Source organism: Pseudomonas sp. IPO3774, assembly GCF_013386835.1.
Classification (GTDB): domain Bacteria; phylum Pseudomonadota; class Gammaproteobacteria; order Pseudomonadales; family Pseudomonadaceae; genus Aquipseudomonas.
On record NZ_JACAQY010000013.1, the window covers coordinates 397,822 to 422,769 of the forward strand.

The window sequence follows — 24,948 nt, forward strand, 5'->3', positions numbered from 1 at the left end:
ATCAAAACCTATTCATTCAAAATGGTCAAGCATGCGACTGAGTTTTTTGAATCAACACAGATAAAAATGTGGGAGCGGGCTTGCTCGCGAAGGCGGTGTGTCAGTCGGCGCATGTATCAACCGAAAGACCGCCTTCGCGAGCAAGCCCGCTCCCACATAAGTACCGCAGTGTTTCAGGGTTGTGGATAACTCAGGTCTTCTTGATTTTGACCGGGCGTTTCCAGCCGTCGATGTTGCGCTGGCGGGCGCGGGCGACGGCCAACTGGGACTTATCCACATCCTGGTTGATGGTGGAACCTGCGGCGGTGTTTGAACCATCACCGATAGTGACGGGGGCGATCAGCGAGTTGTTGGAGCCGATAAACACGTCTTCGCCAATGGTCGTCTGGTACTTGTTGGCGCCGTCGTAATTGCAGGTGATGGCGCCTGCGCCGATATTGCTGCGGGCACCGATCACTGCATCACCGAGGTAAGCCAGATGGCCGGCCTTGGCGTCGTCACCCATCCGGGCGTTTTTCAGTTCGACAAAGTTACCCACGTGGGCCCTGGCTCCCAACACGCTGCCCGGACGCAAACGCGCGAACGGGCCGGCATCGCTGCCCTCGCCCATCACCGCACCGTCGATATGGCTGTTGGCCTTGATCACCACACCCTTGCGCAGGGTGCTGTCCTTGATCACGCAGTTCGGCCCGATCACCACGTCGTCTTCAATGACCACGCGGCCTTCGAGGATCACGTTGATATCGATCAGCACGTCGCGGCCAACGGTGACGTCACCCCGCACATCGAAACGTGCCGGATCACGCAGCGTCACGCCCAGCGCCATCAGGCGGCGGCCTTCACGCAGTTGGTAGTGACGCTCCAGCTCCGCCAGTTGCTTGCGGTCGTTGGCGCCCTGCACTTCCATCGGGTCGTGGGGCTGTTCGGTGGCGACCACCAGGCCATCGCTGACGGCCATCTCGATGACGTCGGTCAGGTAGTACTCGCCCTGGGCGTTGTTGTTGGACAAGCGGCTCATCCAGTCAGCCAGGCGGTCAGCCGGCACAGCGAGGATGCCGGTGTTGCCTTCAGTGATGGCGCGCTGGGCTTCGCTGGCGTCTTTATGCTCGACGATGGCGGCGACCTTGCCGTCAGCGTTGCGCACGATGCGACCGTAGCCGGTCGGGTCGTCCAACTCGACAGTGAGCAAGCCCATCTGGCCTGGCACCACGTGCTTGAGCAGGCGCTGCAAGGTTTCCACTTCGATCAGCGGCACGTCACCGTAGAGGATCAGCACGGTGTCGGCCTTGATGAACGGCACGGCCTGCGCGGTGGCATGGCCGGTACCCAATTGCTCGTCCTGCAATACGAAATTCAGGTCATCCGCCGCCAGCCGCTCACGCACCACATCGGCACCGTGGCCGATCACCACATGAATGCGCTGTGGATCCAGCTGCCGGGCGCTGTGGATAACATGGCCAAGCATGGAGTTGCCGGCAACCGGGTGCAGCACCTTGGGCAGGGCCGAACGCATGCGGGTGCCCTGGCCTGCGGCAAGAATTACGATTTCGAGAGACATGAATGGCTACCAATCCTGGGCGGTCAGACTTCAGACCAAAGAAGTGTTTTGCAAAAAAAGAAAAAGGGTAGCCGAGGCTACCCTTTTTAATCAATCACGCATGAGGTTTGACGGCTTAGCCGCCAAACTTCTTGCGGATCTGCTGGACGGTGCGCAGCTGAGCTGCGGCCTCGGCCAGACGTGCAGCAGCAGAACCGTAGTCGAAATCTGCGCCTTTTTCGTTCAGGGCCTTCTCGGCAGCCTTGACGGCTTCCTGAGCGGAGGCTTCATCCAGGTCGGCAGCACGTTGCACGGTGTCGGCAAGTACCTTGACCATGTTCGGCTGAACCTCGAGGAAACCACCGGAGATGTAAAACACCTCCCGTTCCCCGCCCAGCTTGGTCAGAGTGATCGGACCAGGCTTCAAGGATGTAATCAATGGCGCGTGGCCAAAGTTAATACCCAGGTCGCCCAGTTCGCCGTGTGCAATCACACTCTCGATCTGACCGGAGAAGATTTCGCCTTCCGCGCTGACGATATCGCAATGGAATGTCATAGCCATCTGCTTGCCTCAACCTGATTAGCGCCCGTTACCGGGCGCCGGAATTACAGTTTCTTGGCTTTCTCGATCGCTTCTTCGATGCCGCCGACCATGTAGAACGCTTGTTCTGGCAGGTGGTCGTAGTCACCGTTGAGGATGCCTTTGAAGCCAGCAATGGTGTCTTTCAGGGAAACGTATTTACCCGAGGCACCGGTGAAGACTTCAGCCACGAAGAACGGCTGCGACAAGAAGCGCTGGATCTTACGAGCGCGGGATACCAACTGCTTGTCGGTTTCCGACAGCTCGTCCATACCCAGGATCGCAATGATGTCCTTCAGTTCTTTGTAACGCTGCAGAACGTACTGGACGCCGCGAGCGGTGTCGTAGTGTTCCTGGCCGATGACGTTCGGGTCCAGCTGGCGCGAAGTCGAGTCCAGTGGATCGACCGCTGGGTAGATACCCAGGGAGGCGATGTCACGGGACAGTACGACGGTGGCGTCCAAGTGGGCGAACGTGGTCGCTGGCGACGGGTCAGTCAAGTCATCCGCAGGTACGTATACCGCTTGGATCGAGGTGATCGAACCGTTTTTGGTCGAAGTGATACGCTCTTGCAGAGTACCCATCTCTTCGGCCAGGGTCGGCTGGTAACCTACTGCGGAAGGCATACGGCCCAGCAGTGCGGATACTTCAGTACCGGCCAGGGTGTAACGGTAGATGTTGTCGACGAACAGCAGAACGTCGTTACCTTCGTCACGGAACTTCTCGGCCATGGTCAGGCCGGTCAGTGCTACGCGCAGACGGTTACCCGGCGGCTCGTTCATCTGACCGTAAACCAGTGCCACTTTGTCCAGAACGTTGGAATCCTTCATCTCGTGGTAGAAGTCGTTACCCTCACGAGTACGCTCACCCACACCGGCGAACACGGAATAACCGCTGTGCTCGATGGCGATGTTACGGATCAGTTCCATCATGTTTACGGTTTTGCCTACACCGGCACCACCGAACAGACCGACTTTACCGCCCTTGGCGAACGGGCAAACCAAGTCGATAACCTTGATGCCGGTTTCCAGCAGGTCGTTGCCGCCTGCTTGTTCCGCGAAGGAAGGCGCAGGACGGTGAATGCCCCAGCGCTCTTCGGTGTCGATTGGACCGGCTTCGTCGATCGGGTTACCGAGGACGTCCATGATCCGGCCCAGGGTCGCTTTACCGACCGGTACGGAGATGGCTGCGCCAGAGTCAGTGACTTCCAGACCGCGCTTCAAGCCTTCGGTGGAACCCATTGCAATGGTACGAACCACGCCGTCGCCCAGCTGCTGCTGAACTTCCAGGGTGGTGCCTGCATCGCTTTTGACTTTCAAAGCGTTGTAGATGCTCGGTACGCTGTCGCGTGGGAATTCCACGTCGATAACGGCGCCGATGATTTGAACGATACGTCCGCTACTCATAGCTGGATCCTCTGAATATTTGAACCGTTAAACCGCGGCAGCGCCGCCGACGATTTCCGAGATCTCTTGGGTGATCGCAGCCTGACGCGCCTTGTTGTAGATCAGCTGCAAATCGCTGATCAAATCACCGGCGTTGTCGGTAGCGTTCTTCATCGCGATCATCCGCGCAGCTTGTTCAGCCGCGTTGTTCTCGACCACCGCCTGGTACACCTGCGACTCCACGTAGCGCACCATCAAGCCGTCAAGCAGCTCTTTGGCGTCTGGTTCGTAGAGGTAGTCCCAGTGGTGCTTGAGTTCTTGTTCCGGGGCGGCCACCAATGGAATCAACTGCTCCACAGTAGGCTGTTGCGTCATGGTGTTGATGAACTTGTTGGATACCACGGAGAGGCGGTCAATCCGGCCTTCCAGGTATGCATCCAGCATCACCTTGACGCTGCCGATCAAATCATTGATCGACGGTTCTTCACCCAGGTGGCTGATAGCTGCAACGACGTTACCGCCGAAGTTGCGGAAAAAGGCCGCACCCTTGCTACCGACCACACACAGATCGATCTCGACGCCTTTTTCGCGGTTTACCGCCATGTCCTTGACCAGGGCCTTGAACAGGTTGGTATTCAAACCACCGCACAAACCACGGTCACTGCTCACCACGACATAACCGACGCGCTTTACTTCGCGATCGATCATGAACGGGTGGCGATATTCCGGGTTGGCGTTGGCCAGATGACCAATAACCTGGCGGATACGCTCCGCGTAGGGACGGCTAGCAGCCATGCGCATTTGTGCCTTGCGCATTTTGCTGACCGCCACTTTTTCCATGGCGCTGGTGATCTTTTGCGTGCTTTTGATGCTCGCAATCTTACTGCGAATCTCTTTTGCGCCTGCCATGTAACACCTATCAGGTTAGCAAGCGGGAGCCTCGCGGCCCCCGCTGCGGCTTACCAGGTTTGGGTGGCCTTGAACTTCTCGATACCGGCTTTGATGCCAGCGTCGATGTCGTCATTGAAGTCACCCTTCACGTTGATCTTCGCCATCAATTCGGCGTGATCGCGGTTGAAGTAAGCAATCAGCGCTTGTTCGAAGCTGCCGACCTTGGTGATTTCAACGTCGGTCAGGAACCCACGCTCAGCGGCATACAGCGACAGCGCCATGTCAGCGATCGACATTGGTGCGTATTGCTTCTGCTTCATCAGCTCGGTAACGCGCTGACCATGCTCAAGTTGCTTACGGGTCGCTTCGTCCAGGTCAGAAGCGAACTGGGCGAATGCCGCCAGTTCACGGTACTGAGCCAGAGCGGTACGGATACCACCGGAGAGCTTCTTGATGATCTTGGTCTGAGCGGCACCACCCACACGGGATACCGAAACACCGGCGTTCACTGCAGGACGGATCCCGGAGTTGAACATGGCCGATTCCAGGAAGATCTGACCGTCGGTGATGGAAATCACGTTGGTCGGAACGAACGCGGAAACGTCGCCAGCCTGGGTTTCGATGATCGGCAGTGCGGTCAGGGAACCGGTTTTGCCGGTCACTGCGCCGTTGGTGAACTTCTCTACGTATTCTTCCGAAACGCGGGATGCGCGCTCCAGCAGACGGGAGTGGAGATAGAACACGTCGCCTGGGTAAGCTTCACGGCCTGGTGGACGGCGCAGCAGCAGGGAAATCTGGCGGTAAGCCACTGCTTGCTTGGACAGATCGTCATAAACGATCAGCGCGTCTTCACCGCGGTCGCGGAAGTATTCGCCCATGGTGCAACCGGAGTACGGTGCCAGGAACTGAAGTGCAGCGGATTCCGAAGCACTGGCGGCCACGACGATGGTGTTAGCCAGGGCGCCGTTTTCTTCCAGCTTGCGAACCACGTTGGCGATGGTCGATTGTTTCTGACCGATGGCTACGTAGACGCAGAAAATCCCGCTGTCTTTCTGGTTGATGATCGCGTCGATCGCCAGAGCGGTTTTACCGATCTGACGGTCACCGATGATCAGCTCACGCTGGCCACGGCCGACAGGAATCATGGCATCGACAGCCTTGTAGCCAGTCTGTACAGGCTGGTCTACCGACTTACGCCAGATCACGCCTGGAGCAACTTTCTCGACCGCATCGGTCTCGGTGTTGTTCAGCGGACCTTTGCCGTCAACTGGGTTACCCAGTGCGTCGACAACGCGACCCAGCAGTTCCTTACCAACCGGAACTTCCAGGATGCGGCCTGTGCACTTGGCGCTCATGCCTTCGGCAAGAGTCTGGTAGGAGCCCAATACAACGGCACCTACAGAGTCTTGCTCCAGGTTGAGGGCCATACCGTAGACGCCGCCCGGAAACTCGATCATCTCGCCGTACATTACGTCGGCCAGACCGTGAATCCGCACGATGCCGTCAGATACGCTGACGACAGTGCCTTCGTTACGGGCTTGGGAGGTCACATCGAGCTTGTCGATGCGGCCCTTGATAATTTCACTTATTTCGGAAGGATTGAGTTGCTGCATTGCTCTGCTGCCCCTTCAAACTCAAGATTTCAATGCTTCGGCAAGATTCGCGAGTTTGCCGCGAATCGAGCCATCGATAACCAGGTCGCCGGCGCGAATGATGACACCACCAATCAGGGTGGCATCCTCCGCAACTTGCAGGCGCACTTCCCGGTCGAGTCGTGCACTGAGAACCTTGGCGAGTTTGTCTTGCTGTTCTTGGTTCAATGCAAAAGCACTGGTCACTTCAACATCTACCGATTTCTCTTGTTCGGCCTTGTACAGGTCAAACAGAGCGGCGATCTCCGGCAGAAGCGGGAGACGGTCGTTTTCGGCAACGACGTGGATGAAGTTCTGCACTTTTACATCAAACTTGTCGCCGCACACGTCAATAAACGTGGCGGCCTTGTCTGCGCTCGTCAGTCGCGGGGCCTTGAGCACGCGCTGCATGGTGTCGTCTTGCGACACTGCTGCAGCCAGGCCGAGCATGGCTGACCAAGAGGCCAGCTGCTGGTGGGCCTGGGCGTGCTCGAAGGCTGCCTTAGCGTAAGGTCGGGCCAACGTGGTCAATTCTGCCATGATCGCCCTCGCTTAAATTTCAGCAGCCAGTTTGTTTACCAGCTCCGCGTGCGCGTTTTGATCGATTGTGGCACCCAGGATCTTCTCAGCACCGCCGACGGCCAGAGCACCCAGTTGGGCACGCAGCGCATCTTTGACACCGTTCAGTTCCTGCTCGATCTCGGCTTGAGCCTGAACCTTCACACGGTCAGCGTCGATACGGGCTTTTTCAACAGCCTCTTCAACGATCTGGTTACCGCGTTTCTTGGCTTGCTCAATGATTTCAGCTGCCTGAGCTTTCGCTTCGCGCAGTTGTTGACCCGCTTTATCTTGGGCCAACTCCAGGTCGCGAGCTGCTCGTGCGGCAGCGTCCAGTCCGTCTGCGATCTTCTTCTGACGTTCGTGCAAAGCCGCGATGACCGGAGGCCATACGAACTTCATGCAGAAAACTACAAAAATCAAGAACGCTAAGGACTGACCAATAATGGTTGCATTAATGTTCACGCCAATACCTCGCTCGTTCGTTGCACAACACACCAATCACTCGAAAAAACGAGTGATTAACCGGCGAGTTGACCAACGAAGGGGTTCGCGAAGGTGAAGAACAGAGCGATACCAACACCGATCATGGTCACGGCGTCGAGCAGGCCGGCGACGATGAACATTTTAACTTGCAGCATTGGAACCATTTCTGGCTGACGCGCTGCGCCTTCCAGGAACTTGCCGCCCAGCAGGCCGAAACCAATGGCAGTACCCAGGGCGCCCAGGCCGATCAACAGTGCAACAGCGATAGCGGTTAGACCAACTACAGTTTCCATCTTTCCTCCCGACTTTTACGTCGTATGGTTTAGGTTTTTTAGATTTTAAAGCGGTAAAACAAATCGTTTCATAGCCCTTCAGGGCTACCCTCCCGTTTGACCGGGAGGGACATCAGACTAGTCGAGACTGGTCTTAATGGTTCTCTTCGTGCGCCATCGACAGGTAGACGATGGTCAGCATCATGAAGATAAACGCCTGCAGGGTGATGATCAGGATGTGGAACACAGCCCACGCCCACTGCAGAACAATGCCCAGGCCGCTAAGCCAGAGCAGACCACTGCCGAACATCACAGCGATCAGAATGAACACCAGCTCGCCGGCATACATGTTGCCGAACAGTCGCAGGGCCAGGGAAATCGGCTTGGCGACCAGGGTCACGAACTCCAGCAGGAAGTTCACCGGGATCAGCAGCGCTTGAACGAAGATGTTCTTGCTGCCGAACGGGTGCAGGGTCAGTTCGCCGATGAAGCCGCCGATGCCCTTGATCTTGATGCTGTAGAAAATGATCAACGCGAACACCGACAGGGCCATGCCCAGGGTGGCGTTAGGGTCCGTGGTCGAAACCGCACGGAATGGAATGTGGTGATCGCCGGAGATCAGGATGGCCAGCTGAGGAATCCAGTCGACCGGGATCAGGTCGACGGCGTTCATCAGGAACACCCAGACGAAGATGGTCAGTGCCAACGGTGCAATCACCGCGCTACGACCATGGAAGCTGTCCCGCACGCTGCCATCGACGAATTCGACCAATACTTCAACGAAGTTCTGCAAAGCACCTGGCTGACCGGAAGTCGCCTTCTTTGCCGCCATGCGGAAAATCAGGACGAAGATCAGGCCCAATGCGACAGACCAGCCCAGAGTATCCAGGTGGAATGCCCAGAAGCCCATTTCTTTGGCTTCTGCTGCGGAGTGGGCAAAGCCCCAGCCGCCGTTGGGAAGCTGACCGAAGGTCAGGTTCTGCAAGTGGTGCTGGATATAGCCCGAAGCGGTTGTTTCTGCCATGGTTGCCTCAAACGCCCTAAGGTTTCGAAAGTCTTGTTTTCATTAGCAGGGGAGCGAACCAGCTGACCAGTTGGGTCAACACGAAGACGCCGAATACAGCCAGCGGCGCCAATGGCTTCACACCTGCAAAGGTCAGTGCAAACAGCACTGCCGTCAAAATCAATTTCCCCGCTTCGCCGGCATAAAAAGACCGGACGATAGCCTGGGCTGCTCGGGCGCCGGAAAACCGAAAGGCCCTGTGAGCAAAATACATATTGGGCAGCAAGGCTATCAGGCCTCCGCAGAGTCCCGAGTATCCGGCTACGACTCCATACCAATACCAGAGCGCCAAAGAGGCGATCAGTAAAATGACAAATTGAGCCACTAAAACCGGGAAAACGGCCAAGCGATGGAACGGCAACGTGTTTGGCGTGCGGGTTTCCATCACTCTTGCTCCTCAATGGTCGGCTGCCGGAAATCAATAACTTGGCATAATTTGTGCCGACAAAATGCGCGCAGAGTATAGGGGCGGTTCTGCCCCTATTCAACTGCCGGGTAGTGATTTCCGACTGCGCGCTACAGAAGCAATTGTTTCAGCGGATGTGGGCAAGGACGCCCTGAAGCTCATCCAATGAGTTATATCCGATGACCAATTGCCCTTTGCCTTTCTTGCCATGACGAATTTGCACCGCAGAGCCTAGGCGTTCGGCCAGGCGCTGCTCCAGGCGTGCAATATCCGGATCAGGTTTGGCGGTTTCGACCGGTGCAGGTTTGCCACTGAGCCACTGGCGAACCAGGGCCTCGGTCTGACGAACGGTGAGGCCTCGTGCGACAACGTGTCGCGCCCCCTCAACCTGTTGATTTTCCGGCAAACCGAGCAAAGCACGGGCATGACCCATTTCCAGGTCGCCATGGGAAAGCATGGTTTTGATGACTTCCGGCAGCGCGATCAGGCGCAACAGGTTGGACACGGTAACCCGGGACTTGCCCACCGCATCCGCGACTTCCTGCTGAGTCAGTTTGAATTCCTGCTGCAAACGCTGCAGGGCGATCGCTTCCTCGATCGGATTGAGGTCTTCACGCTGGATGTTCTCGATCAACGCCATGGCGATGGCGGTTTCATCCGGCACATCGCGCACCATTGCCGGAATGGTTTCCTTGCCGGCCTGCTGGCTGGCGCGCCAGCGGCGCTCGCCGGCGATGATTTCAAAGCGGCCTGCACCAATCGGGCGCACCACGATCGGCTGCATCACGCCCTGGGCCTTGATCGAATTCGCCAATTCCTCCAGCGCCTGCGGGTCCATGTCCCGGCGCGGCTGGTATTTGCCGCGCTGGATCAGGTCCAGCGGCAGGTGCTGCAGCTCGCGCTCGTCGGCCTGCACTGCCTGTTCTTCAAGCGAAGTGACAGTCGGACCACTCAGCAGTGCATCCAGTCCACGTCCGAGACCTCGTTTCTTGACGGCCATGGGGATTCCTTAAGTTGGCTGGGCTGCAGCGGTGCGTGAATTGCGGCGTTGACGGCGAACCATCTCGCCGGCCAGCGCCAGATAGGCAATGGCGCCGCGGGAAGACTTGTCGTACGCCAGCGCGGGCATGCCATAGCTTGGCGCTTCGGCCAGGCGGATGTTGCGTGGAATCACGGTGTCGTAGAGCTGATCGCCGAAGTGTTCCTTGAGCTGTGCCGACACATCGTTCATCAGGCTCAGGCGCGGGTCATACATGGTCCGCAGCAGGCCTTCGATTTGCAGGTTCGGGTTGAGCAACTCGGCGATACGCTTGATGTTATCCACAAGGTCGCTCAAGCCTTCGAGCGCGAAGTACTCGCACTGCATGGGGATAATCACCCCGTCGGCCGCAACCAGTGCGTTCAACGTCAGCATCGACAGCGACGGCGGGCAGTCGATCAAAATGTAGTCGTAATTCTCGCGAATCGGCGCCAGAGCGCTGCGCAGACGGCTTTCTTTCATCTGCATTTCCAGCAGCACCACTTCCGCCGCGGTCAAATCGCGGTTGGCAGGCAGCAGTTGATAACCGCCGTGCTCGGAGAAGTGCATGGCCTGGGCCAGGTCGCACTCGCCAATCAGCAAGTCGTAGACCGAGTTTTCCAGGCCGTGTTTATCCACACCGCTACCCATGGTGGCGTTGCCCTGTGGATCGAGATCGATCAACAGCACCCGACGCTTGGTAGCGACCAGGGATGCTGCGAGGTTGATGCAGGTGGTGGTTTTGCCCACGCCACCTTTCTGGTTCGCTATCGCGAATACCTTAGCCATTCTTGCTTGTGTTCCCAATCATGCCGTGCGGCGCAGTATCAGCAGATGGCGTTGGCCTTGGCAACCGGGTACGGCCAAGGCGTGTTCGCTATCGAGGTGGAAGTCTGCCGGCAATGCTAACAGCTCGTCGCTTGGATGAACGCCCTTCATTGCCAGCCAACGGGTATCGCGGTCGCCGAGGTGGCGGGTCCAGTTGCTGAAGTTCTCCATGCTGCTGAACGCCCGGGAAACAATTCCGTTGAAAGGCTGTTCAGGCGTAAAGGCTTCGACGCGACTGTGGATAACTTGCAGGTTATCCAGCTTGAGTTCGAGTTTGACCTGGGTCAGGAAGCGGGTTTTCTTGCCGTTGCTGTCCAGGCAGGTCACTTGCGACTCCGGAAACAGGATCGCCAGCGGGATGCCGGGCATGCCGCCGCCGCTGCCAACGTCGAGCCAGCGGCCGTTTTCGATAAACGGCATCACACTGAGACTGTCGAGCAGATGGCGGGAGACCATTTCGTCCGGGTCACGCACCGCAGTGAGGTTGTAAGCCTTATTCCATTTGATCAACAGGGCCAGATAACCCAGCAGCAACTCGTGCTGGGCTTCGGTCAGGTTGACGCCAAGCTGGCGAGCACCTGTGGATAACTCTTCGGCGTGTTGCGAGGTGACCAACGAACTCAAGCGCTTTGCTCCAACTGACGGCCCGCGCCGCGTTTTTTCAAATGAATCATCAACAGCGAAATGGCTGCCGGCGTGACGCCCGGAATACGGGACGCCTGGCCCAGGGTCTCCGGTCGAGTTATCCCAAGCTTGCCTTGGATCTCTTTCGACAGCCCGGAAATGTTTGTGTAATCGATATCCACAGGCAGCTTGGTGTCTTCGCTGGCCCGCAGACGAGCGATCTCATCCTGCTGACGGTCAATGTAACCGGCGTATTTGGTCTTGATTTCGACCTGCTCGGCAACCTGTGGATCTTCTGCGCCACCGCCGGTGACCGAGATCAGACCAGCGTAGTCGATTTCCGGCCGGGACAGCAGGTTCAGCAAGTTGTATTCGTGAGTCAGCGGCGTGCCGAATTTTTCGGCAATCGCGTCGCCTTGCTCGGTGCCCGGGCGAACCCAAGTACTTTTCAGGCGTTGCTCTTCCAACTCGATACTTTCGCGTTTTTTGCAGAAGGCCGCCCAACGCACGTCGTCGACCAGGCCCAATTCGCGACCTTTTTCGGTCAAGCGCAGGTCGGCGTTGTCTTCCCGCAGGATCAGGCGGTATTCGGCCCGGGACGTAAACATCCGGTACGGTTCCTGGGTTCCGAGGGTGATCAGGTCGTCGACCAACACACCGATGTACGCCTCATCGCGACGCGGGCACCAGCTGTCTTTGCCCTGTGCACGCAGTGCCGCGTTGGTTCCGGCCAGCAAACCCTGGGCGCCGGCTTCTTCGTAACCGGTGGTGCCGTTGATTTGCCCTGCAAAGAACAAACCGCCGATGACCTTGGTTTCCAGGCTGTATTTCAGGTCACGCGGGTCGAAGTAGTCGTACTCGATGGCGTAGCCAGGACGCACGATGTGCGCATTTTCCATACCGCGAATCGACTGCACGATCTGGATTTGCACGTCGAACGGCAAGGAAGTTGAAATCCCGTTCGGGTACAGCTCGTGGGTAGTCAGACCTTCCGGTTCGATAAAAACCTGGTGGCTTTCCTTGTCGGCAAAGCGGTGGATCTTGTCTTCGATCGACGGGCAGTAGCGCGGGCCAATACCTTCGATCACCCCGGAATACATCGGCGAACGGTCGAGGTTCGCAGCAATGATTTCGTGGGTGCGGGCGTTGGTATGGGTAATCCAGCAACTGACCTGCTTCGGATGCTGTTCCTTGGAGCCCATGAACGACATCACCGGAATCGGTGTATCGCCGGCTTGCTCGGTCATCACCGAGAAATCCACAGACCGGCCATCAATTCGCGGCGGCGTGCCGGTTTTCAGGCGACCAACACGCAGTGGCAGTTCGCGAAGGCGCTGAGCCAAGGCGATTGACGGTGGATCACCGGCGCGGCCACCGGAATAGTTCTGCATACCGATGTGGATAAGTCCGCCGAGGAAGGTACCGGTGGTCAACACCACGGATTCTGCGAAGAAACGCAGGCCCATTTGCGTGACGACACCGCGTACCTGGTCTTGTTCGACGATCAGGTCATCGGCTGCCTGTTGAAATATCCACAGGTTCGGCTGGTTTTCCAGGGTTTCGCGGACAGCGGCCTTGTACAGGATGCGGTCGGCTTGAGCACGTGTGGCTCGTACGGCCGGGCCTTTGCGACTGTTCAGTACGCGAAATTGAATACCACCTTTGTCGGTAGCCATGGCCATCGCGCCGCCGAGGGCATCGATTTCCTTGACCAGATGGCTTTTGCCAATCCCGCCAATCGCGGGGTTGCAGCTCATGGCGCCGAGGGTTTCCACGTTATGCGTCAGCAACAGGGTTTTTGCCCCCATGCGTGCTGACGCCAGTGCTGCCTCGGTACCGGCATGACCGCCGCCGATGACGATCACTTCAAAACGGGAAGGGAAATCCACCACGCACCTCGTGCCTGCTTCTGTAGGTAATTAGGAATGAGCGTTCGAGATCAGGTTTTCGAACGAGTCGGCAAGTATAGGGACTTCGCCCTTCCTAAAGAACCCTTTGCACAAAATTTAACCAGCTGTGGATGAATCACGAACAATAGAAATTAAAAGAGAGAAATTTATTAAATCTTTGTTTTTATGTTTATTTCTACTGAGGCATGTTTCTGTGGATAAATCTCTACAGGCCTTTATTTACTTTATGTACAGAGATTCAAAAGTCTGTGGTTAGGTGCCAATGAGGCCCTTGGATAAGTGCTTTAAGCCTGTGGATTAAACGGGTGGTTATCCACAGAGGGGTTTTTACTCAGGTTTCAAGCCTGATTATCAACTGGGCACAGGGGCGGTTATTCACAGGGCTTAATCCACAGAAAATACGGATCCCGATAAGTTTCAGGCTCCGAAAATCCTCGGTCAGGCAGGAAACAGTTCATTTGCATTTGTGAAACGGGTTGATGGAACGCCTATTGTGAGAAAGCGTCACGGCAGTTAATAATAGTTATTATCATTAACCTGCCTCGTCACCTCTCATGGCCCTTCCTTCGCATACCGTTGCAGTCCAACACATCTATGAGCAGCACCATTCGTGGTTGCACAGCTGGCTCAAGGGAAAGTTGCATAACGCCTGCGATGCAGCTGACGTGGCACACGATACGTTCGTGCGGATCCTGGGCGGCCGCAATGCGACGCAGATCCTCGAGCCCAGGGACTATCTGGCCACAGTTGCCCGGGGACTGGTGATTGATCGCTATCGCCGCCGCGCCATTGAGCAGGCCTATCTGCAAACCCTGGCAGACCGGCCCGAAGCGATCGCAATCAGTGAAGAAGACAAGGCCATCATCATTGAAACCCTCGTTGCTGTGGATAAAGCCTTGTGTGGGCTGGGGGAGCGGGCCAGGCGAATTTTCATGCTGTCCCAGGTCGAAGGCCTGACTTATCAACAGATCGCCGATCAGTTGCGTGTCTCGCTGACCACCGTCAAGAAACATATGGTTCGGGCCCTGACTGAATGCGCCTTGATCATGGCGGGCATGTAATGGCTGCCCCGGATCGCAAGACGTTCGAAGCCGCCGCCAGTTGGTACGTGCAATTTCAATCGCAGCCACCGACACCCGCGCAACAAAGTGCCTGGCAGCAATGGCTCAACGGCGATCCCTCCCATCAGGCGGCCTGGAACCAGATGGAGCAGTTGCAACGTGGCCTCGGTGCGCTACCCAAGGACTTCACCCGTCGTGCGCTCTCGGCCAGTCAACAACGGCGGCAAGTGCTCAAGCTGATGCTGATGCTCGGTGCCGCCGGGTACTTGGGGTGGAACGTTCAACAACACACGTCCCTGGGCAACCTCTGGGCTGACTATCGGACCAAGGTCGGCGAACGACGTCGAATCGGGTTGGCCGACGGCACTCAAATTGACCTCAATACGAACACGGCTATCGACGTACTTTTCGATGGGCAGCAGCGACTGGTCCGTTTGCGTGAGGGGGAAGTACTTATCCACACCGGAAAGTCGGGCCGGCAAACACCGTTTTATGTCGAAACCCATGAGGGTCGTGTTCAAGCCTTGGGTACGCGGTTCACTGTTCGCCAACTGCAAGGGTCGACGCGGGTTGGTGTGCTGGAAGACCGGGTCAGCGTGCAACCCGTCGACCAGCCGGCCCATAGCCGAGTGCTCGGACCTGGTGAAAGTGTCGACTTCGGCACGCAAGATGTAGGCCCCAGCCATATCTATCGCGGGAACCAAGCCGCATGGGTCGACGGCCAACTGATCGTTCTGGATGCGCGACTGGGGGATGTCATCGACGAACTGGCGCGCTATCGGCCGGGCGTTATGCAGTGCGATGCCGCATCAGCGCGGCTGCGGGTGTCCGGCACTTTCCGTCTGGATTCCACCGACGCCGTATTGGCCAACCTGCAGGTCACGCTGCCGATCCACGTGAAGTATTTCACGCGCTATTGGGTCTCCGTCACGCTTACAGCTTGATACTGAAAAAATACTCTCAGCGGGGGTTATCTTTTTTTTACCTGGCGCGGCCCTACAGGTAATCACGATGCTACCTTCAGGGCTTACTCACACATGCGCCTTCCTACAAAACTTCGCCAGCGTCTCTCCCATCACGGCATCACGTATGGCTTGCTGCTGGCCACGGCCGCGACTGCCAGCACCTTGCTATGCACTGGGGCCATTGCTGCCAGCCCAGTGCAACATTACGTGATCGCCTCCGGGCCACTCGACAATGCCTTGAGCCAATTCGCGTCGAAGGCCAATGTGATTCTGTCATTCTCGCCGCAGCAGACGGCGCGCCTGCAAAGTCCTGGGCTGGAGGGTGACTACTCGGTGGAGCAAGGGTTTGCGTTATTGCTGCAAAACTCGGGATTGCAGGCGGCGGTTCAAGGCCCCGGCAGCTACGCGCTGCAGCCGGCCGCGAGCGGAGAACAGCTCATGCTGGCCCCCACTACTGTAAGCACTTATCAACAGACTGGGTTCAATCAGGAAATTGCCGGGGACGTAGGTTACAAGGCGCAAAACAGCCGAATCGGTACCAAGACCAGCACACCATTGTCGGAAACCCCGCGCTCGGTGTCGGTGGTGACCGGCCAGCGCATCAAGGATCAAAAATCCCAGACGCTCACCGAAGTGCTGGGCTATGTGCCGGGAATCTTTGCCCCTCCCTTCGCTGCGGGCGACGGGCTGGCCGGTGACTTGTTCTTCATTCGCGGTTTCAACGCTACGGATTATGGCTACGGCCTGCTGCGCGATGGCTTGCGAGTCCAAGGCAACCGGTATGACACCACCAGCGAACCTTATGGCCTGGAACGGGTGGAGATATTCCGTGGCCCTTCTTCCCTGCTCTACGGCGAAAACGCACCCGGTGGCCTGGTCAACCTGGTGAGTAAACACCCGACAGCTACACCACAAGGCGAAGTTCAGCTGACCTACGGTTCTAATAACCGGCGCCAGGTGGGTGTGGATATCTCCGGTCCCTTGGACGACAGCGGCAATATCCTTGGACGGGTGGTGATGCTCGGCAGGAAGTCCGACACCCAGACCGATCACGTTCCCGATGACCGCCTGTATATCGCACCGTCCCTGACCCTCAATTTCGACGACTACAACACCCTGACGCTGCTGGCCAACTACCAGAAAGACCACACCAATCTTGAACTTGGCCTACCTGCAGCAGGCACGTTACTGACCAACCCCAACGGAAAGCTCTCAAAGCACACCATGCTCGGTGACCCGGATTGGAACACCTTCGAACGGGAAACCTGGAGCACCGGCTACGAGTTCAGCCACAGCTTCAATGATGACTGGCAGCTTCGGCAGAACTCGCGCTACATGCAGTCGCGAATCACCCGCCATGAAACCTGGCCAGGCAACCTGAATAATGCGGGGTTCGGCACACAGCTGAACATGAATGCCTACGACCGCTACAACAAATCGATGGTCTACTCGCTGGATAACCAGTTGGAAGGCAAATTCCAGGTAGGCGGGCTGGAAAATACCGTGCTGTTCGGTGCCAGCTATGACCGTACCTCGTTCAGCCAGGATTGGAATGCCGGATTTGCAGGCACGATCAATGTGTATAACCCGGTGTACCTGAGGGACCCATTGACGCCTCTCGCGGTGCAAAACACGTTGCTCGAACAGCAGATGAAAGGTGTTTATGCACAGCTTCAGAGCAAGTATGACCACTGGTTATTCTTGCTCGGCGGGCGGCAGGACTGGGTCGACAGTGATTTTCGCGACAAGGTGGCCAAGGCCGGCAACATCAGCTCTGAAGACCGCAAGTTCACCTATCAGGGCGGGATCATGTACCAGTTCGACAATGGCCTGACGCCATATGTCAGCTACTCGACCGCGTTCGTTCCGGTACAGCAGATCTCCAATGCCGGCACACCGCTGGACCCGATCACCAGCAGTCAATACGAAGTAGGCCTCAAGTACGAGCCGATCGGCTGGGACACGGCGATGACGTTGTCGGTCTATGACTTGCGCAAGCAGGACGACACGTACCTCGACGCCACGACCAATACCTACCGCCAGGTCGGCGAAAGCCGGGCCAAGGGTGTGGAAGTGGAGGTCAACAGCAACCTCACACCTAATTTGAACGTGGCTGCGGCCTACACCTACACCGATGCTCGGATTACCAAGGATTCGGCAACGTCGCTCGTGGAAGGTCACCAGATGACCGGTGTTCCGCGTAATCAGGCTTCGGTCTGGGGCAAATACCGCTTTCTTGATGGCCAGCTCAAGGGCTTGTCCGTCGGCGGCGGCGTGCGCTACTTCGACAGCACTTTCGCTTACACCGCGCCTTCTCTATACGGGAAGCTGGATGCTGGAAGCGTGACGTTGGTAGATGCCGCCATTGGTTACCAGATTGACCAGCACTGGTCGGTAGACGTGAATGCGAAGAACCTGTTCGACAAGGAGTATGTGTCCGGCTGCAACGATGCGGGCCGCTGCTACTGGGGTGAAAGCCGGACGCTACTCGGAACTGTTTCCTACAACTGGTAACCAGCCAGCTGTGGATAACCGCCTATTTCCCGATACAGAAGCTTGAAAAGATCCGCCCCAACAAATCATCGGAGCTGAATGCGCCGGTGATCTCACCCAACAGCTGCTGCGCCTGGCGTAAATCCTCAGCCAGCAGCTCACCGGCTCCTGCCAGCGTCAGTTGCGCACGGCCATGCTCGAGGGCGGCGCTGGCATGCCGCATTGCCTCCAGGTGCCTGCGACGAGCGCTGAAGCTGCTTTCCGAAGTCTGCTCGTAGCCCATGCACGCTTTCAGATGATCGCGCAGCAGTTCCAGCCCTTCTCCTGCAGCCTTGGCACTCAAGCTGATTGTCACGTGGCCATCTTCACTGACTTCCAGGGCAATTGCCTCGCCCGTCAGGTCAGCCTTGTTGCGAATCAGCGTGACCTTGGCCGGGTCCGGCCGTTGTTCGAGGAATTCCGGCCACAGTGCGAACGGGTCTGCAGCCTCTGGCGCGGTGGCATCCACCACCAGCAACACGCGGTCAGCTTCCGTGATGGCCTTCAACGCGCGTTCCACCCCGATCTTTTCCACCTGGTCATCGGTGTCACGCAGTCCAGCGGTGTCCACCACATGCAGGGGCATGCCATCGATGTGGATATGTTCGCGCAGGATATCCCGCGTGGTGCCGGCGATCTCGGTGACGATCGCGGCCTCTCGCCCGGCCAGGGCATTGAGCAGGCTCGACTTGCCGGCGTTGGGACGGCCGGCAATCACCACGGTCATACCGTCACGCAGCAAGGCACCTTGCCCGGCTTCGCGCAGCACTGTGGATAACTCATCACGAACCTTATCCAGCATCGCCAGGACATGGCCATCGGCAAGGAAGTCGATTTCTTCCTCCGGGAAATCAATCGCGGCCTCCACGTAGATGCGCAAGCTGATCAATTGCTCGGTGAGGTTATGCACACGCAGGGAAAACGCGCCCTGCAACGAGCGCAACGCATTGCGCGCAGCTTGTGCAGAGCTGGCTTCGATCAGGTCGGCAATCGCCTCGGCCTGGGCCAGGTCGAGTTTGTCGTTGAGGAACGCGCGTTCGCTGAATTCACCCGGACGTGCCAGGCGGCAACCCAACTGCAGGCAACGCTGCAGCAGCATGTCCAGAACGATCGGGCCGCCGTGGCCTTGCAGCTCGAGGACGTCTTCGCCGGTAAAGGAGTTCGGCCCCGGGAAATAAAGGGCGATACCTTCATCCAGCACTTCTTCATCAGCACCTAAAAACGGCCCGTAATGCGCATACCTCGGCTTCAGTTCCCGCCCGCTGATGGCCTGGGCCGCCACGCTGGCGAGCGGCCCGGAAATACGAACGATACCGACACCACCACGACCTTGAGCGGTGGCGACAGCGGCGATGGTTTCACGAGGAGCGCTCATGGCGGGTACCCGGATAAAAGTGACAGAAAGCAAAACGCCCCACTAGGGGGCGTCTTGAGTGGTGTTATCCACAGAGTAAATTACGCCTCGGCTTTTTTGGTAGCCGCTTCGATTTTACGTGTGATGTACCACTGTTGGGAGATCGACAGGCAGTTGTTGACCACCCAGTACAGCACCAGACCAGCCGGGAACCACAGGAAGAAGAAGGTGAAGATGATTGGCATCATTTTCATTACCTTGGCCTGCATCGGGTCCGGCGGAGTCGGGTTCAGACGCTGCTGGATGAACATGGTCGCGCCCATGATGATCGGCAGGATAAAGAACGGGTCTTTGATCGACAGGTCAGTTATCCACAGCATGAACGGAGCCTGGCGCATTTCCACGCTTTCCAGGAGTACCCAGTACAGCGACAGGAATACCGGCATCTGCACCAGAATCGGCAAGCATCCACCCAACGGGTTGATCTTCTCTTTCTTGTACAGCTCCATCATGGCCTGGGACATTTTCTGCCGGTCATCGCCATGTTGTTCTTTCAGCGCGGCCAGTTTCGGGGCCACGGCACGCATACGCGCCATCGACTTGTAGCTGGCAGCCGACAGTGGGAAGAAGATCCCCTTGATCAGCATGGTCAGCAGGATAATCGAGAAGCCCCAGTTACCCACAATGCTGTGGATATGTTGCAGCAGCCAGAAAATCGGCTGGGCAATGAACCACAGAATGCCGTAATCCACAGTCAGTTCCAGACCTGGGGATAACTCTTTGAGGACTGCCTGGCTCTTCGGACCGGCGTACAACGTGGCGCTGGCTTCAGCCTTGGCACCCGGAGCGACGGTCAACGTCGGGCCAGTAAAGCCAATGATATAGTTGCCTTGGCTGTCTTTGCGGGTTTGAACCAGGTTGGCATCACCTTTGTTCGGGATCCATGCGGTCACGAAGTAGTGTTGCAACCAGGCAACCCAGCCACCTTGAACGGTTTCTTTCAGCGCGCCCTTGTCGATATCTTTCATCGACACTTTTTTGTACGGCTCGCTACTTGTCCACAGGGCTGCGCCCAGGTACGTCGCGGTGCCGGTGGCGGTGCTGGAAGAAGGATCGGCGCTGTTGTCACGCTTGAGCTGGGCAAACAGGTTGCCCGTCCACGGCTTCGCGCTTTCGTTGTCGATCAGGTAAGTGACTTTCAGATCGTACAAACCGCGGGTGAAGCTGAAACGCTTGATGTAGTTGACGCCGTCGTGACTGAATTTCAGGTCGACGTTCAACTGGTTCTGGCCATCGGCCAGTTGATAAGTCTTCTGTTCGGTCGAATAAACCGGACGACCGGTAGCACGAGCATCCGGACCGTCAGTACCGGTCAGGCCACTTTGCGCCAGATATACACGTTCGCCACCGTTATCGAACAGCTGGAACGGAACATCCGGATGGTCTTGGCGACGTGGATACAGCGGCAGCTTCAGCTGGGCGATATCACCACCCTGTGGGTCGATTGCCAGGTCCAGTACATCCGTTTTTACATGGATGAGGTCTTTATTGGTGACGACCGGGGTTTCTACCGGGGTACTGGTATCGGCATTCGCGCTGGGTACATCGGCACTGGCGGCAGCATTGTTACCCAGTGGCGTATCCGGAATAGCCGGCGCCGACTGATTGGTAGCAACATTCTGAGTCGGCAGGGCAGCTTGGCCATAATCCTGGTTCCACTTAAGAACCATAGAGTAGGACACGATTGCCAGGGCGACGATCAGGATCGTGCGTTTAATATCCATGATTACTCGGCCATCGAAGAAGAACGGGAGGTAGGGATAGGCGGAACCGGGTCATAACCACCGGGATTCCACGGATGACAGCGACCTAAACGACGAAAGGTCAGCCAGCCACCGCGCAGAAGGCCATGATTTTCTATGGCTTCCAACGCGTAGCAGGAACAACTGGGGTAGAAACGACAGTGGTTTGCCATCAGGGGACTAATGGCATAGCGGTAAAACTGGATCGGAACGAGGGCCAGTTTACGCATCAGTACTGTCTACCCCTACAGTTTCGGTGCTGACAGCTGGTGCTGGCTTGTTGGTACGAGCCAAACGTTTCCAGAGCTTGCCGAAATGCTGAATCAATTCGGGGTTTTCTACGTCCCCCAAGCCTTTGCGCGCGACGATAACAATATCCCAACCAACCAGAGTCTCCTGGTGGAGGCGAAACGATTCGCGCATCAGACGCTTGAGGCGATTGCGCTCAACGGAGAGCTTTACGCTCTTCTTGCCGATCACCAACCCGAGACGGGGGTGATCCAGATCGTTGTTACGCGCAAGGAGCAGGAGATTTTTCCCCGGAACCTTGCCGGTGGGGGAGTCAAAGACTGCCTTGAAATGCCGGGGGGTTAGCAGACGCTTTTCCCGACTGAAGTCCTGACTCACCACCAGTACCGGATTATCAAACTGCCAGACGCGCACGACCTTTGGCGCGGCGACGCGACAGGACAGCACGGCCGTTCTTGGTGGCCATGCGAGCACGGAAGCCGTGAGTACGGGCGCGTTTGATGGTGCTTGGTTGGAAAGTACGTTTCATGGCGTGTTACCTGGTTCGTCCACAACGGGCCGGAATGGCCCCCGTTTTAAGAGACCGGCGATTCTAGAGAAAGCAAGCCTCTAGGTCAATTTCCAACCAGCTTTTCCTTTAATTAGATATCTGGAGGCCTGCGGACCGAATCCGGGCGATTCGCCTTTGACGAGCAATGCCATAGATATAAAAATAAAGAAGGAAGTTATTTAAAGCTTTTCTGTAAAGCTTATAAAAGCTAGGCACCCCATCTTCTGTGGATAACTGCCTTGAGACCATATTCTACGGGCTGTACAGAGAATGACAACACGGGGGAGAAACGGTGCTCTGCCTGTGCTGCGCTATCGGATAAGCTGTGTGTGGAATGGCTAGTTATCCACAGGCCAGTTACCCACAGACTTTCGACCCCACTTGTACAACGAGCTTAGGGGCGCTTATCCACAGAGCTTATGCACAGACCATTTGTCGCCTTTTTTACGGTTAAGGCATTGATTCTTGGCGCCCTGTGAGCAACCTACATGTGGATAAGTGGACGGCTGGCCGCTACAATGGCGGCTGTTTTTGCCTCACCGGCTTTCAACTTAGGGGATATCCGTGTCAGTGGAACTTTGGCAGCAGTGCGTGGAGCTTTTGCGCGATGAGCTGCCTGCCCAGCAATTCAACACCTGGATCCGTCCGCTACAGGTCGAAGCCGAAGGCGACGAGTTGCGTGTCTACGCACCCAATCGTTTTGTTCTCGACTGGGTCAACGAGAAATACCTGAGCCGCGTTCTCGAATTGCTCGATGAACATGGCAACGGGCTTGCTCCGGTGCTCTCCTTATTAATAGGCAGCAAACGTAGCTCGGCACCTCGTGCTGCGCCGAATGCACCGTTGGCTGCCAGTGCCTCCCAGGCTCAGGCCGCTGCGGCACCTGTTAATAACTCGCCAGCCCCGGTCGCCCAGACGCCTTCGAAATCCTCGTCGCAGAAAAACGCGCCTATAAATGAAGAGCCGTCCCGCGACAGCTTTGACCCAATGGCCGGCGCCAGCTCACAACAGGCCCCGGTTCGTGCCGAACAGCGCACCGTCCAGGTAGAGGGTGCGCTCAAGCACACCAGCTATCTGAACCGCACGTTCACCTTTGAGAACTTTGTCGAAGGTAAATCCAACCAGCTGGCCCGCGCGGCTGCCTGGCAGGTCGCCGACAACCCCAAGCACGGTTACAACCCGCTCTTCCTTTATGGTGGCGTTGGCTTGGGTAAAACTCACTTGATGCACGCCGTGGGTAACCACCTATTAAAGAAGAACCCGAATGCCAAGGTCGTGTACCTGCATTCGGAGCGCTTCGTGGCCGATATGGTCAAGGCGTTGCAGCTCAACGCCATCAACGAGTTCAAGCGGTTCTACCGTTCCGTTGATGCCTTGCTGATCGATGACATTCAATTCTTCGCCCGCAAGGAACGTTCCCAGGAAGAGTTTTTCCACACGTTCAACGCGTTGCTCGAAGGTGGCCAGCAGGTCATTCTGACCAGTGACCGTTATCCGAAGGAAATCGAAGGCCTGGAAGAGCGCCTGAAGTCGCGCTTCGGCTGGGGCCTGACCGTAGCGGTAGAACCGCCGGAGCTTGAAACCCGCGTCGCGATCCTGATGAAAAAGGCCGACCAGGCCAAAGTCGACCTGCCGCACGACGCCGCGTTCTTTATCGCCCAGCGCATTCGCTCCAACGTGCGTGAACTGGAAGGCGCACTCAAGCGGGTCATCGCTCACTCGCACTTCATGGGGCGTGACATCACCATCGAGCTGATTCGCGAATCCCTGAAAGACCTGCTGGCGTTGCAAGACAAGCTGGTGAGTGTGGATAACATCCAGCGCACCGTGGCCGAGTATTACAAGATCAAGATTTCCGACCTGCTGTCCAAGCGCCGTTCGCGCTCGGTAGCACGTCCCCGCCAGGTAGCGATGGCGCTCTCCAAAGAGCTGACCAACCACAGCCTGCCGGAAATTGGTGATGTGTTTGGCGGTCGCGACCACACCACGGTCTTGCACGCGTGCCGCAAGATCAACGAACTTAAGGAATCCGACGCGGATATTCGCGAGGACTACAAGAACCTGCTGCGTACACTGACTACTTGATGAACACCAGCGCAGCTTATTAAGGCAAGGGACTAGACCATGCATTTCACCATTCAACGCGAAGCCCTGTTGAAACCCCTGCAACTGGTCGCAGGCGTCGTCGAGCGCCGACAGACCTTGCCGGTGCTTTCCAACGTATTGCTGGTTGTCGAAGGCCAGCAATTGTCCTTGACCGGTACCGACCTGGAAGTCGAACTGGTCGGTCGCGTCCAGCTCGAAGAGCCCGCCGAACCCGGCGAGATCACCGTGCCGGCGCGCAAGCTGATGGACATCTGCAAGAGCCTGCCCAACGACGCGCTGATCGACATCAAGGTTGATGAGCAAAAGCTGGTGGTCAAGGCCGGTCGCAGCCGTTTCACCCTGTCGACCTTGCCGGCCAACGACTTCCCGACCGTGGAAGAAGGCCCAGGCTCGCTGACCTGCAGCCTGGAACAAAGCCGACTGCGCCGCTTGATCGAGCGCACCAGCTTCGCCATGGCCCAGCAGGACGTGCGTTATTACCTTAACGGCATGCTGCTGGAAGTCTCCGAAGGCATCATCCGCGCCGTAGCCACCGACGGTCACCGTCTGGCCATGTGCTCGATGAAGGCCGATATCGGTCAGCCGGATCGCCACCAGGTGATCGTGCCGCGTAAAGGTATTCTGGAACTCGCGCGCCTGCTGACCGAGCCGGATGGCAATGTCAGTATCGTGCTGGGCCAGCACCACATCCGCGCGACCACTGGCGAGTTCACCTTCACTTCCAAGCTGGTTGACGGCAAGTTCCCGGATTACGAGCGCGTTCTGCCAAAAGGCGGCGACAAGCTGGTGATCGGTGATCGTCAGGCCCTGCGTGAAGCGTTCAGCCGTACCGCTATTCTTTCCAACGAGAAATACCGTGGTATCCGCCTGCAATTGGCCAACGGCCAACTGAAAATCCAGGCGAATAACCCTGAGCAGGAAGAAGCGGAAGAAGAAGTGGGCGTCGACTACAACGGCGGCAACCTGGAAATCGGCTTCAACGTCAGCTACCTGTTGGACGTGCTGGGCGTGATGACCACTGAACAGGTTCGCCTGATTCTGTCTGACTCCAACAGCAGCGCCCTGGTACAAGAATCCGACAACGATGACTCGGCTTACGTTGTCATGCCGATGCGCCTGTAATCATGTTCAGCAGAAGCT

Annotated in this window: 24 protein-coding genes; 5 read left to right on the plus strand and 19 right to left on the minus strand. The window is 57.2% G+C overall.

What is annotated here, in order from left to right:
* Positions 1-190 precede the first annotated feature (190 nt).
* The 14 genes from glmU to mnmG form a co-directional block, all read right to left on the minus strand.
* Entirely contained in the window at positions 191-1,558 is a 1,368-nt protein-coding gene (glmU, locus tag HYE77_RS07805; protein ID WP_177068634.1) for a bifunctional UDP-N-acetylglucosamine diphosphorylase/glucosamine-1-phosphate N-acetyltransferase GlmU, read from the minus strand.
* Between the two features lie 115 nt (positions 1,559-1,673).
* On the minus strand, positions 1,674-2,099 hold the full coding sequence (locus tag HYE77_RS07810; RefSeq protein ID WP_008439541.1) for a F0F1 ATP synthase subunit epsilon: 426 nt from the start codon (positions 2,097-2,099) through the stop codon (positions 1,674-1,676).
* A 44-nt stretch (positions 2,100-2,143) separates the two neighbouring features.
* On the minus strand, positions 2,144-3,523 hold the full coding sequence (gene atpD, locus HYE77_RS07815) for a F0F1 ATP synthase subunit beta (RefSeq protein ID WP_003213545.1): 1,380 nt from the start codon (positions 3,521-3,523) through the stop codon (positions 2,144-2,146).
* Between the two features lie 27 nt (positions 3,524-3,550).
* Positions 3,551-4,411: a F0F1 ATP synthase subunit gamma gene (gene atpG / locus HYE77_RS07820; protein ID WP_003213547.1), complete on the minus strand. Its 861-nt coding sequence runs from the start codon at positions 4,409-4,411 to the stop codon at positions 3,551-3,553.
* 50 nt (positions 4,412-4,461) lie between these two features.
* Positions 4,462-6,006 (minus strand): F0F1 ATP synthase subunit alpha, encoded by a 1,545-nt coding sequence (gene atpA / locus HYE77_RS07825; RefSeq protein WP_003213549.1) that lies wholly within the window; start codon positions 6,004-6,006, stop codon positions 4,462-4,464.
* A 21-nt stretch (positions 6,007-6,027) separates the two neighbouring features.
* A complete protein-coding gene (locus tag HYE77_RS07830) occupies positions 6,028-6,564 on the minus strand; it encodes a F0F1 ATP synthase subunit delta (protein ID WP_003213551.1) in 537 nt (178 codons plus the stop codon).
* Positions 6,565-6,576: 12 nt separating this feature from the next.
* Entirely contained in the window at positions 6,577-7,047 is a 471-nt protein-coding gene (locus HYE77_RS07835; protein WP_008439543.1) for a F0F1 ATP synthase subunit B, read from the minus strand.
* A 56-nt stretch (positions 7,048-7,103) separates the two neighbouring features.
* A complete protein-coding gene (gene atpE / locus HYE77_RS07840) occupies positions 7,104-7,361 on the minus strand; it encodes a F0F1 ATP synthase subunit C (protein ID WP_002555987.1) in 258 nt (85 codons plus the stop codon).
* Positions 7,362-7,494: 133 nt separating this feature from the next.
* Entirely contained in the window at positions 7,495-8,364 is an 870-nt protein-coding gene (gene atpB, locus HYE77_RS07845; RefSeq protein WP_003213554.1) for a F0F1 ATP synthase subunit A, read from the minus strand.
* 16 nt (positions 8,365-8,380) lie between these two features.
* Entirely contained in the window at positions 8,381-8,788 is a 408-nt protein-coding gene (locus HYE77_RS07850; protein WP_003213556.1) for a F0F1 ATP synthase subunit I, read from the minus strand.
* A 148-nt stretch (positions 8,789-8,936) separates the two neighbouring features.
* Entirely contained in the window at positions 8,937-9,809 is an 873-nt protein-coding gene (locus HYE77_RS07855; protein WP_063033750.1) for a ParB/RepB/Spo0J family partition protein, read from the minus strand.
* A gap of 9 nt (positions 9,810-9,818) precedes the next feature.
* Positions 9,819-10,616, minus strand: coding sequence for a ParA family protein (locus HYE77_RS07860; RefSeq protein WP_003213559.1), 798 nt, complete (start codon positions 10,614-10,616; stop codon positions 9,819-9,821).
* 18 nt (positions 10,617-10,634) lie between these two features.
* Complete coding sequence (rsmG, locus tag HYE77_RS07865; protein WP_003213561.1) at positions 10,635-11,279, minus strand: 16S rRNA (guanine(527)-N(7))-methyltransferase RsmG; 645 nt, start codon at positions 11,277-11,279, stop codon at positions 10,635-10,637.
* The gene (mnmG, locus tag HYE77_RS07870; protein WP_003213563.1) at positions 11,276-13,168 is read right to left on the minus strand and encodes a tRNA uridine-5-carboxymethylaminomethyl(34) synthesis enzyme MnmG; all 1,893 of its coding nucleotides are present in this window, start codon (positions 13,166-13,168) and stop codon (positions 11,276-11,278) included. The genes rsmG and mnmG overlap by 4 nt, the downstream gene beginning before the upstream one ends.
* 575 nt (positions 13,169-13,743) lie before the next feature.
* On the opposite strand from mnmG, the gene HYE77_RS07875 reads away from it, so the two are divergent.
* The 3 genes from HYE77_RS07875 to HYE77_RS07885 all read left to right on the plus strand — a co-directional run bounded on the left by HYE77_RS07875 (position 13,744) and on the right by HYE77_RS07885 (position 17,729).
* Positions 13,744-14,250, plus strand: a complete 507-nt coding sequence (locus tag HYE77_RS07875) for a sigma-70 family RNA polymerase sigma factor (protein ID WP_008439546.1) — start codon at positions 13,744-13,746, stop codon at positions 14,248-14,250.
* Entirely contained in the window at positions 14,250-15,194 is a 945-nt protein-coding gene (locus tag HYE77_RS07880) for a FecR domain-containing protein (protein WP_087694576.1), read from the plus strand. Before HYE77_RS07875 ends, HYE77_RS07880 begins: the two co-directional genes overlap by 1 nt.
* Before the next feature lie 93 nt (positions 15,195-15,287).
* Positions 15,288-17,729: a TonB-dependent siderophore receptor gene (locus HYE77_RS07885; RefSeq protein WP_177068635.1), complete on the plus strand. Its 2,442-nt coding sequence runs from the start codon at positions 15,288-15,290 to the stop codon at positions 17,727-17,729.
* Positions 17,730-17,751: 22 nt separating this feature from the next.
* Here HYE77_RS07885 and mnmE read toward each other — a convergent pair whose 3' ends face one another.
* The 5 genes from mnmE to rpmH form a co-directional block, all read right to left on the minus strand.
* Positions 17,752-19,122, minus strand: coding sequence for a tRNA uridine-5-carboxymethylaminomethyl(34) synthesis GTPase MnmE (gene mnmE, locus HYE77_RS07890; protein ID WP_177068636.1), 1,371 nt, complete (start codon positions 19,120-19,122; stop codon positions 17,752-17,754).
* 80 nt (positions 19,123-19,202) lie between these two features.
* Positions 19,203-20,885 (minus strand): membrane protein insertase YidC, encoded by a 1,683-nt coding sequence (gene yidC, locus HYE77_RS07895; RefSeq protein WP_003213572.1) that lies wholly within the window; start codon positions 20,883-20,885, stop codon positions 19,203-19,205.
* A gap of 2 nt (positions 20,886-20,887) precedes the next feature.
* A complete protein-coding gene (gene yidD, locus HYE77_RS07900) occupies positions 20,888-21,133 on the minus strand; it encodes a membrane protein insertion efficiency factor YidD (RefSeq protein ID WP_003213574.1) in 246 nt (81 codons plus the stop codon).
* The gene (rnpA, locus tag HYE77_RS07905) at positions 21,126-21,530 is read right to left on the minus strand and encodes a ribonuclease P protein component (protein ID WP_010168490.1); all 405 of its coding nucleotides are present in this window, start codon (positions 21,528-21,530) and stop codon (positions 21,126-21,128) included. The genes yidD and rnpA overlap by 8 nt, the downstream gene beginning before the upstream one ends.
* A gap of 16 nt (positions 21,531-21,546) precedes the next feature.
* Complete coding sequence (rpmH, locus tag HYE77_RS07910) at positions 21,547-21,681, minus strand: 50S ribosomal protein L34 (RefSeq protein WP_003213577.1); 135 nt, start codon at positions 21,679-21,681, stop codon at positions 21,547-21,549.
* Positions 21,682-22,266: 585 nt separating this feature from the next.
* On the opposite strand from rpmH, the gene dnaA reads away from it, so the two are divergent.
* Together dnaA and dnaN are read left to right on the plus strand one after the other, a co-directional pair.
* Positions 22,267-23,787 (plus strand): chromosomal replication initiator protein DnaA, encoded by a 1,521-nt coding sequence (dnaA, locus tag HYE77_RS07915; RefSeq protein WP_032868695.1) that lies wholly within the window; start codon positions 22,267-22,269, stop codon positions 23,785-23,787.
* A 39-nt stretch (positions 23,788-23,826) separates the two neighbouring features.
* Complete coding sequence (gene dnaN, locus HYE77_RS07920; protein WP_003213582.1) at positions 23,827-24,930, plus strand: DNA polymerase III subunit beta; 1,104 nt, start codon at positions 23,827-23,829, stop codon at positions 24,928-24,930.
* Positions 24,931-24,948: the final 18 nt, after the last annotated feature.

What these genes read in the sequence shown, in the direction of transcription:
- glmU (WP_177068634.1), bottom strand. Translation starts at nt 1,558, where the DNA reads ATGTCTCTCGAAATCGTAATTCTTGCCGCAGGCCAGGGCACCCGCATG.
- HYE77_RS07810 (WP_008439541.1), bottom strand. Translation starts at nt 2,099, where the DNA reads ATGGCTATGACATTCCATTGCGATATCGTCAGCGCGGAAGGCGAAATC.
- atpD (WP_003213545.1), bottom strand. Translation starts at nt 3,523, where the DNA reads ATGAGTAGCGGACGTATCGTTCAAATCATCGGCGCCGTTATCGACGTG.
- atpG (WP_003213547.1), bottom strand. Translation starts at nt 4,411, where the DNA reads ATGGCAGGCGCAAAAGAGATTCGCAGTAAGATTGCGAGCATCAAAAGC.
- atpA (WP_003213549.1), bottom strand. Translation starts at nt 6,006, where the DNA reads ATGCAGCAACTCAATCCTTCCGAAATAAGTGAAATTATCAAGGGCCGC.
- HYE77_RS07830 (WP_003213551.1), bottom strand. Translation starts at nt 6,564, where the DNA reads ATGGCAGAATTGACCACGTTGGCCCGACCTTACGCTAAGGCAGCCTTC.
- atpE (WP_002555987.1), bottom strand. Translation starts at nt 7,361, where the DNA reads ATGGAAACTGTAGTTGGTCTAACCGCTATCGCTGTTGCACTGTTGATC.
- atpB (WP_003213554.1), bottom strand. Translation starts at nt 8,364, where the DNA reads ATGGCAGAAACAACCGCTTCGGGCTATATCCAGCACCACTTGCAGAAC.
- HYE77_RS07850 (WP_003213556.1), bottom strand. Translation starts at nt 8,788, where the DNA reads ATGGAAACCCGCACGCCAAACACGTTGCCGTTCCATCGCTTGGCCGTT.
- HYE77_RS07855 (WP_063033750.1), bottom strand. Translation starts at nt 9,809, where the DNA reads ATGGCCGTCAAGAAACGAGGTCTCGGACGTGGACTGGATGCACTGCTG.
- HYE77_RS07860 (WP_003213559.1), bottom strand. Translation starts at nt 10,616, where the DNA reads ATGGCTAAGGTATTCGCGATAGCGAACCAGAAAGGTGGCGTGGGCAAA.
- HYE77_RS07875 (WP_008439546.1), top strand. Translation starts at nt 13,744, where the DNA reads ATGGCCCTTCCTTCGCATACCGTTGCAGTCCAACACATCTATGAGCAG.
- HYE77_RS07880 (WP_087694576.1), top strand. Translation starts at nt 14,250, where the DNA reads ATGGCTGCCCCGGATCGCAAGACGTTCGAAGCCGCCGCCAGTTGGTAC.
- HYE77_RS07885 (WP_177068635.1), top strand. Translation starts at nt 15,288, where the DNA reads ATGCGCCTTCCTACAAAACTTCGCCAGCGTCTCTCCCATCACGGCATC.
- mnmE (WP_177068636.1), bottom strand. Translation starts at nt 19,122, where the DNA reads ATGAGCGCTCCTCGTGAAACCATCGCCGCTGTCGCCACCGCTCAAGGT.
- yidC (WP_003213572.1), bottom strand. Translation starts at nt 20,885, where the DNA reads ATGGATATTAAACGCACGATCCTGATCGTCGCCCTGGCAATCGTGTCC.
- yidD (WP_003213574.1), bottom strand. Translation starts at nt 21,133, where the DNA reads ATGCGTAAACTGGCCCTCGTTCCGATCCAGTTTTACCGCTATGCCATT.
- rpmH (WP_003213577.1), bottom strand. Translation starts at nt 21,681, where the DNA reads ATGAAACGTACTTTCCAACCAAGCACCATCAAACGCGCCCGTACTCAC.
- dnaN (WP_003213582.1), top strand. Translation starts at nt 23,827, where the DNA reads ATGCATTTCACCATTCAACGCGAAGCCCTGTTGAAACCCCTGCAACTG.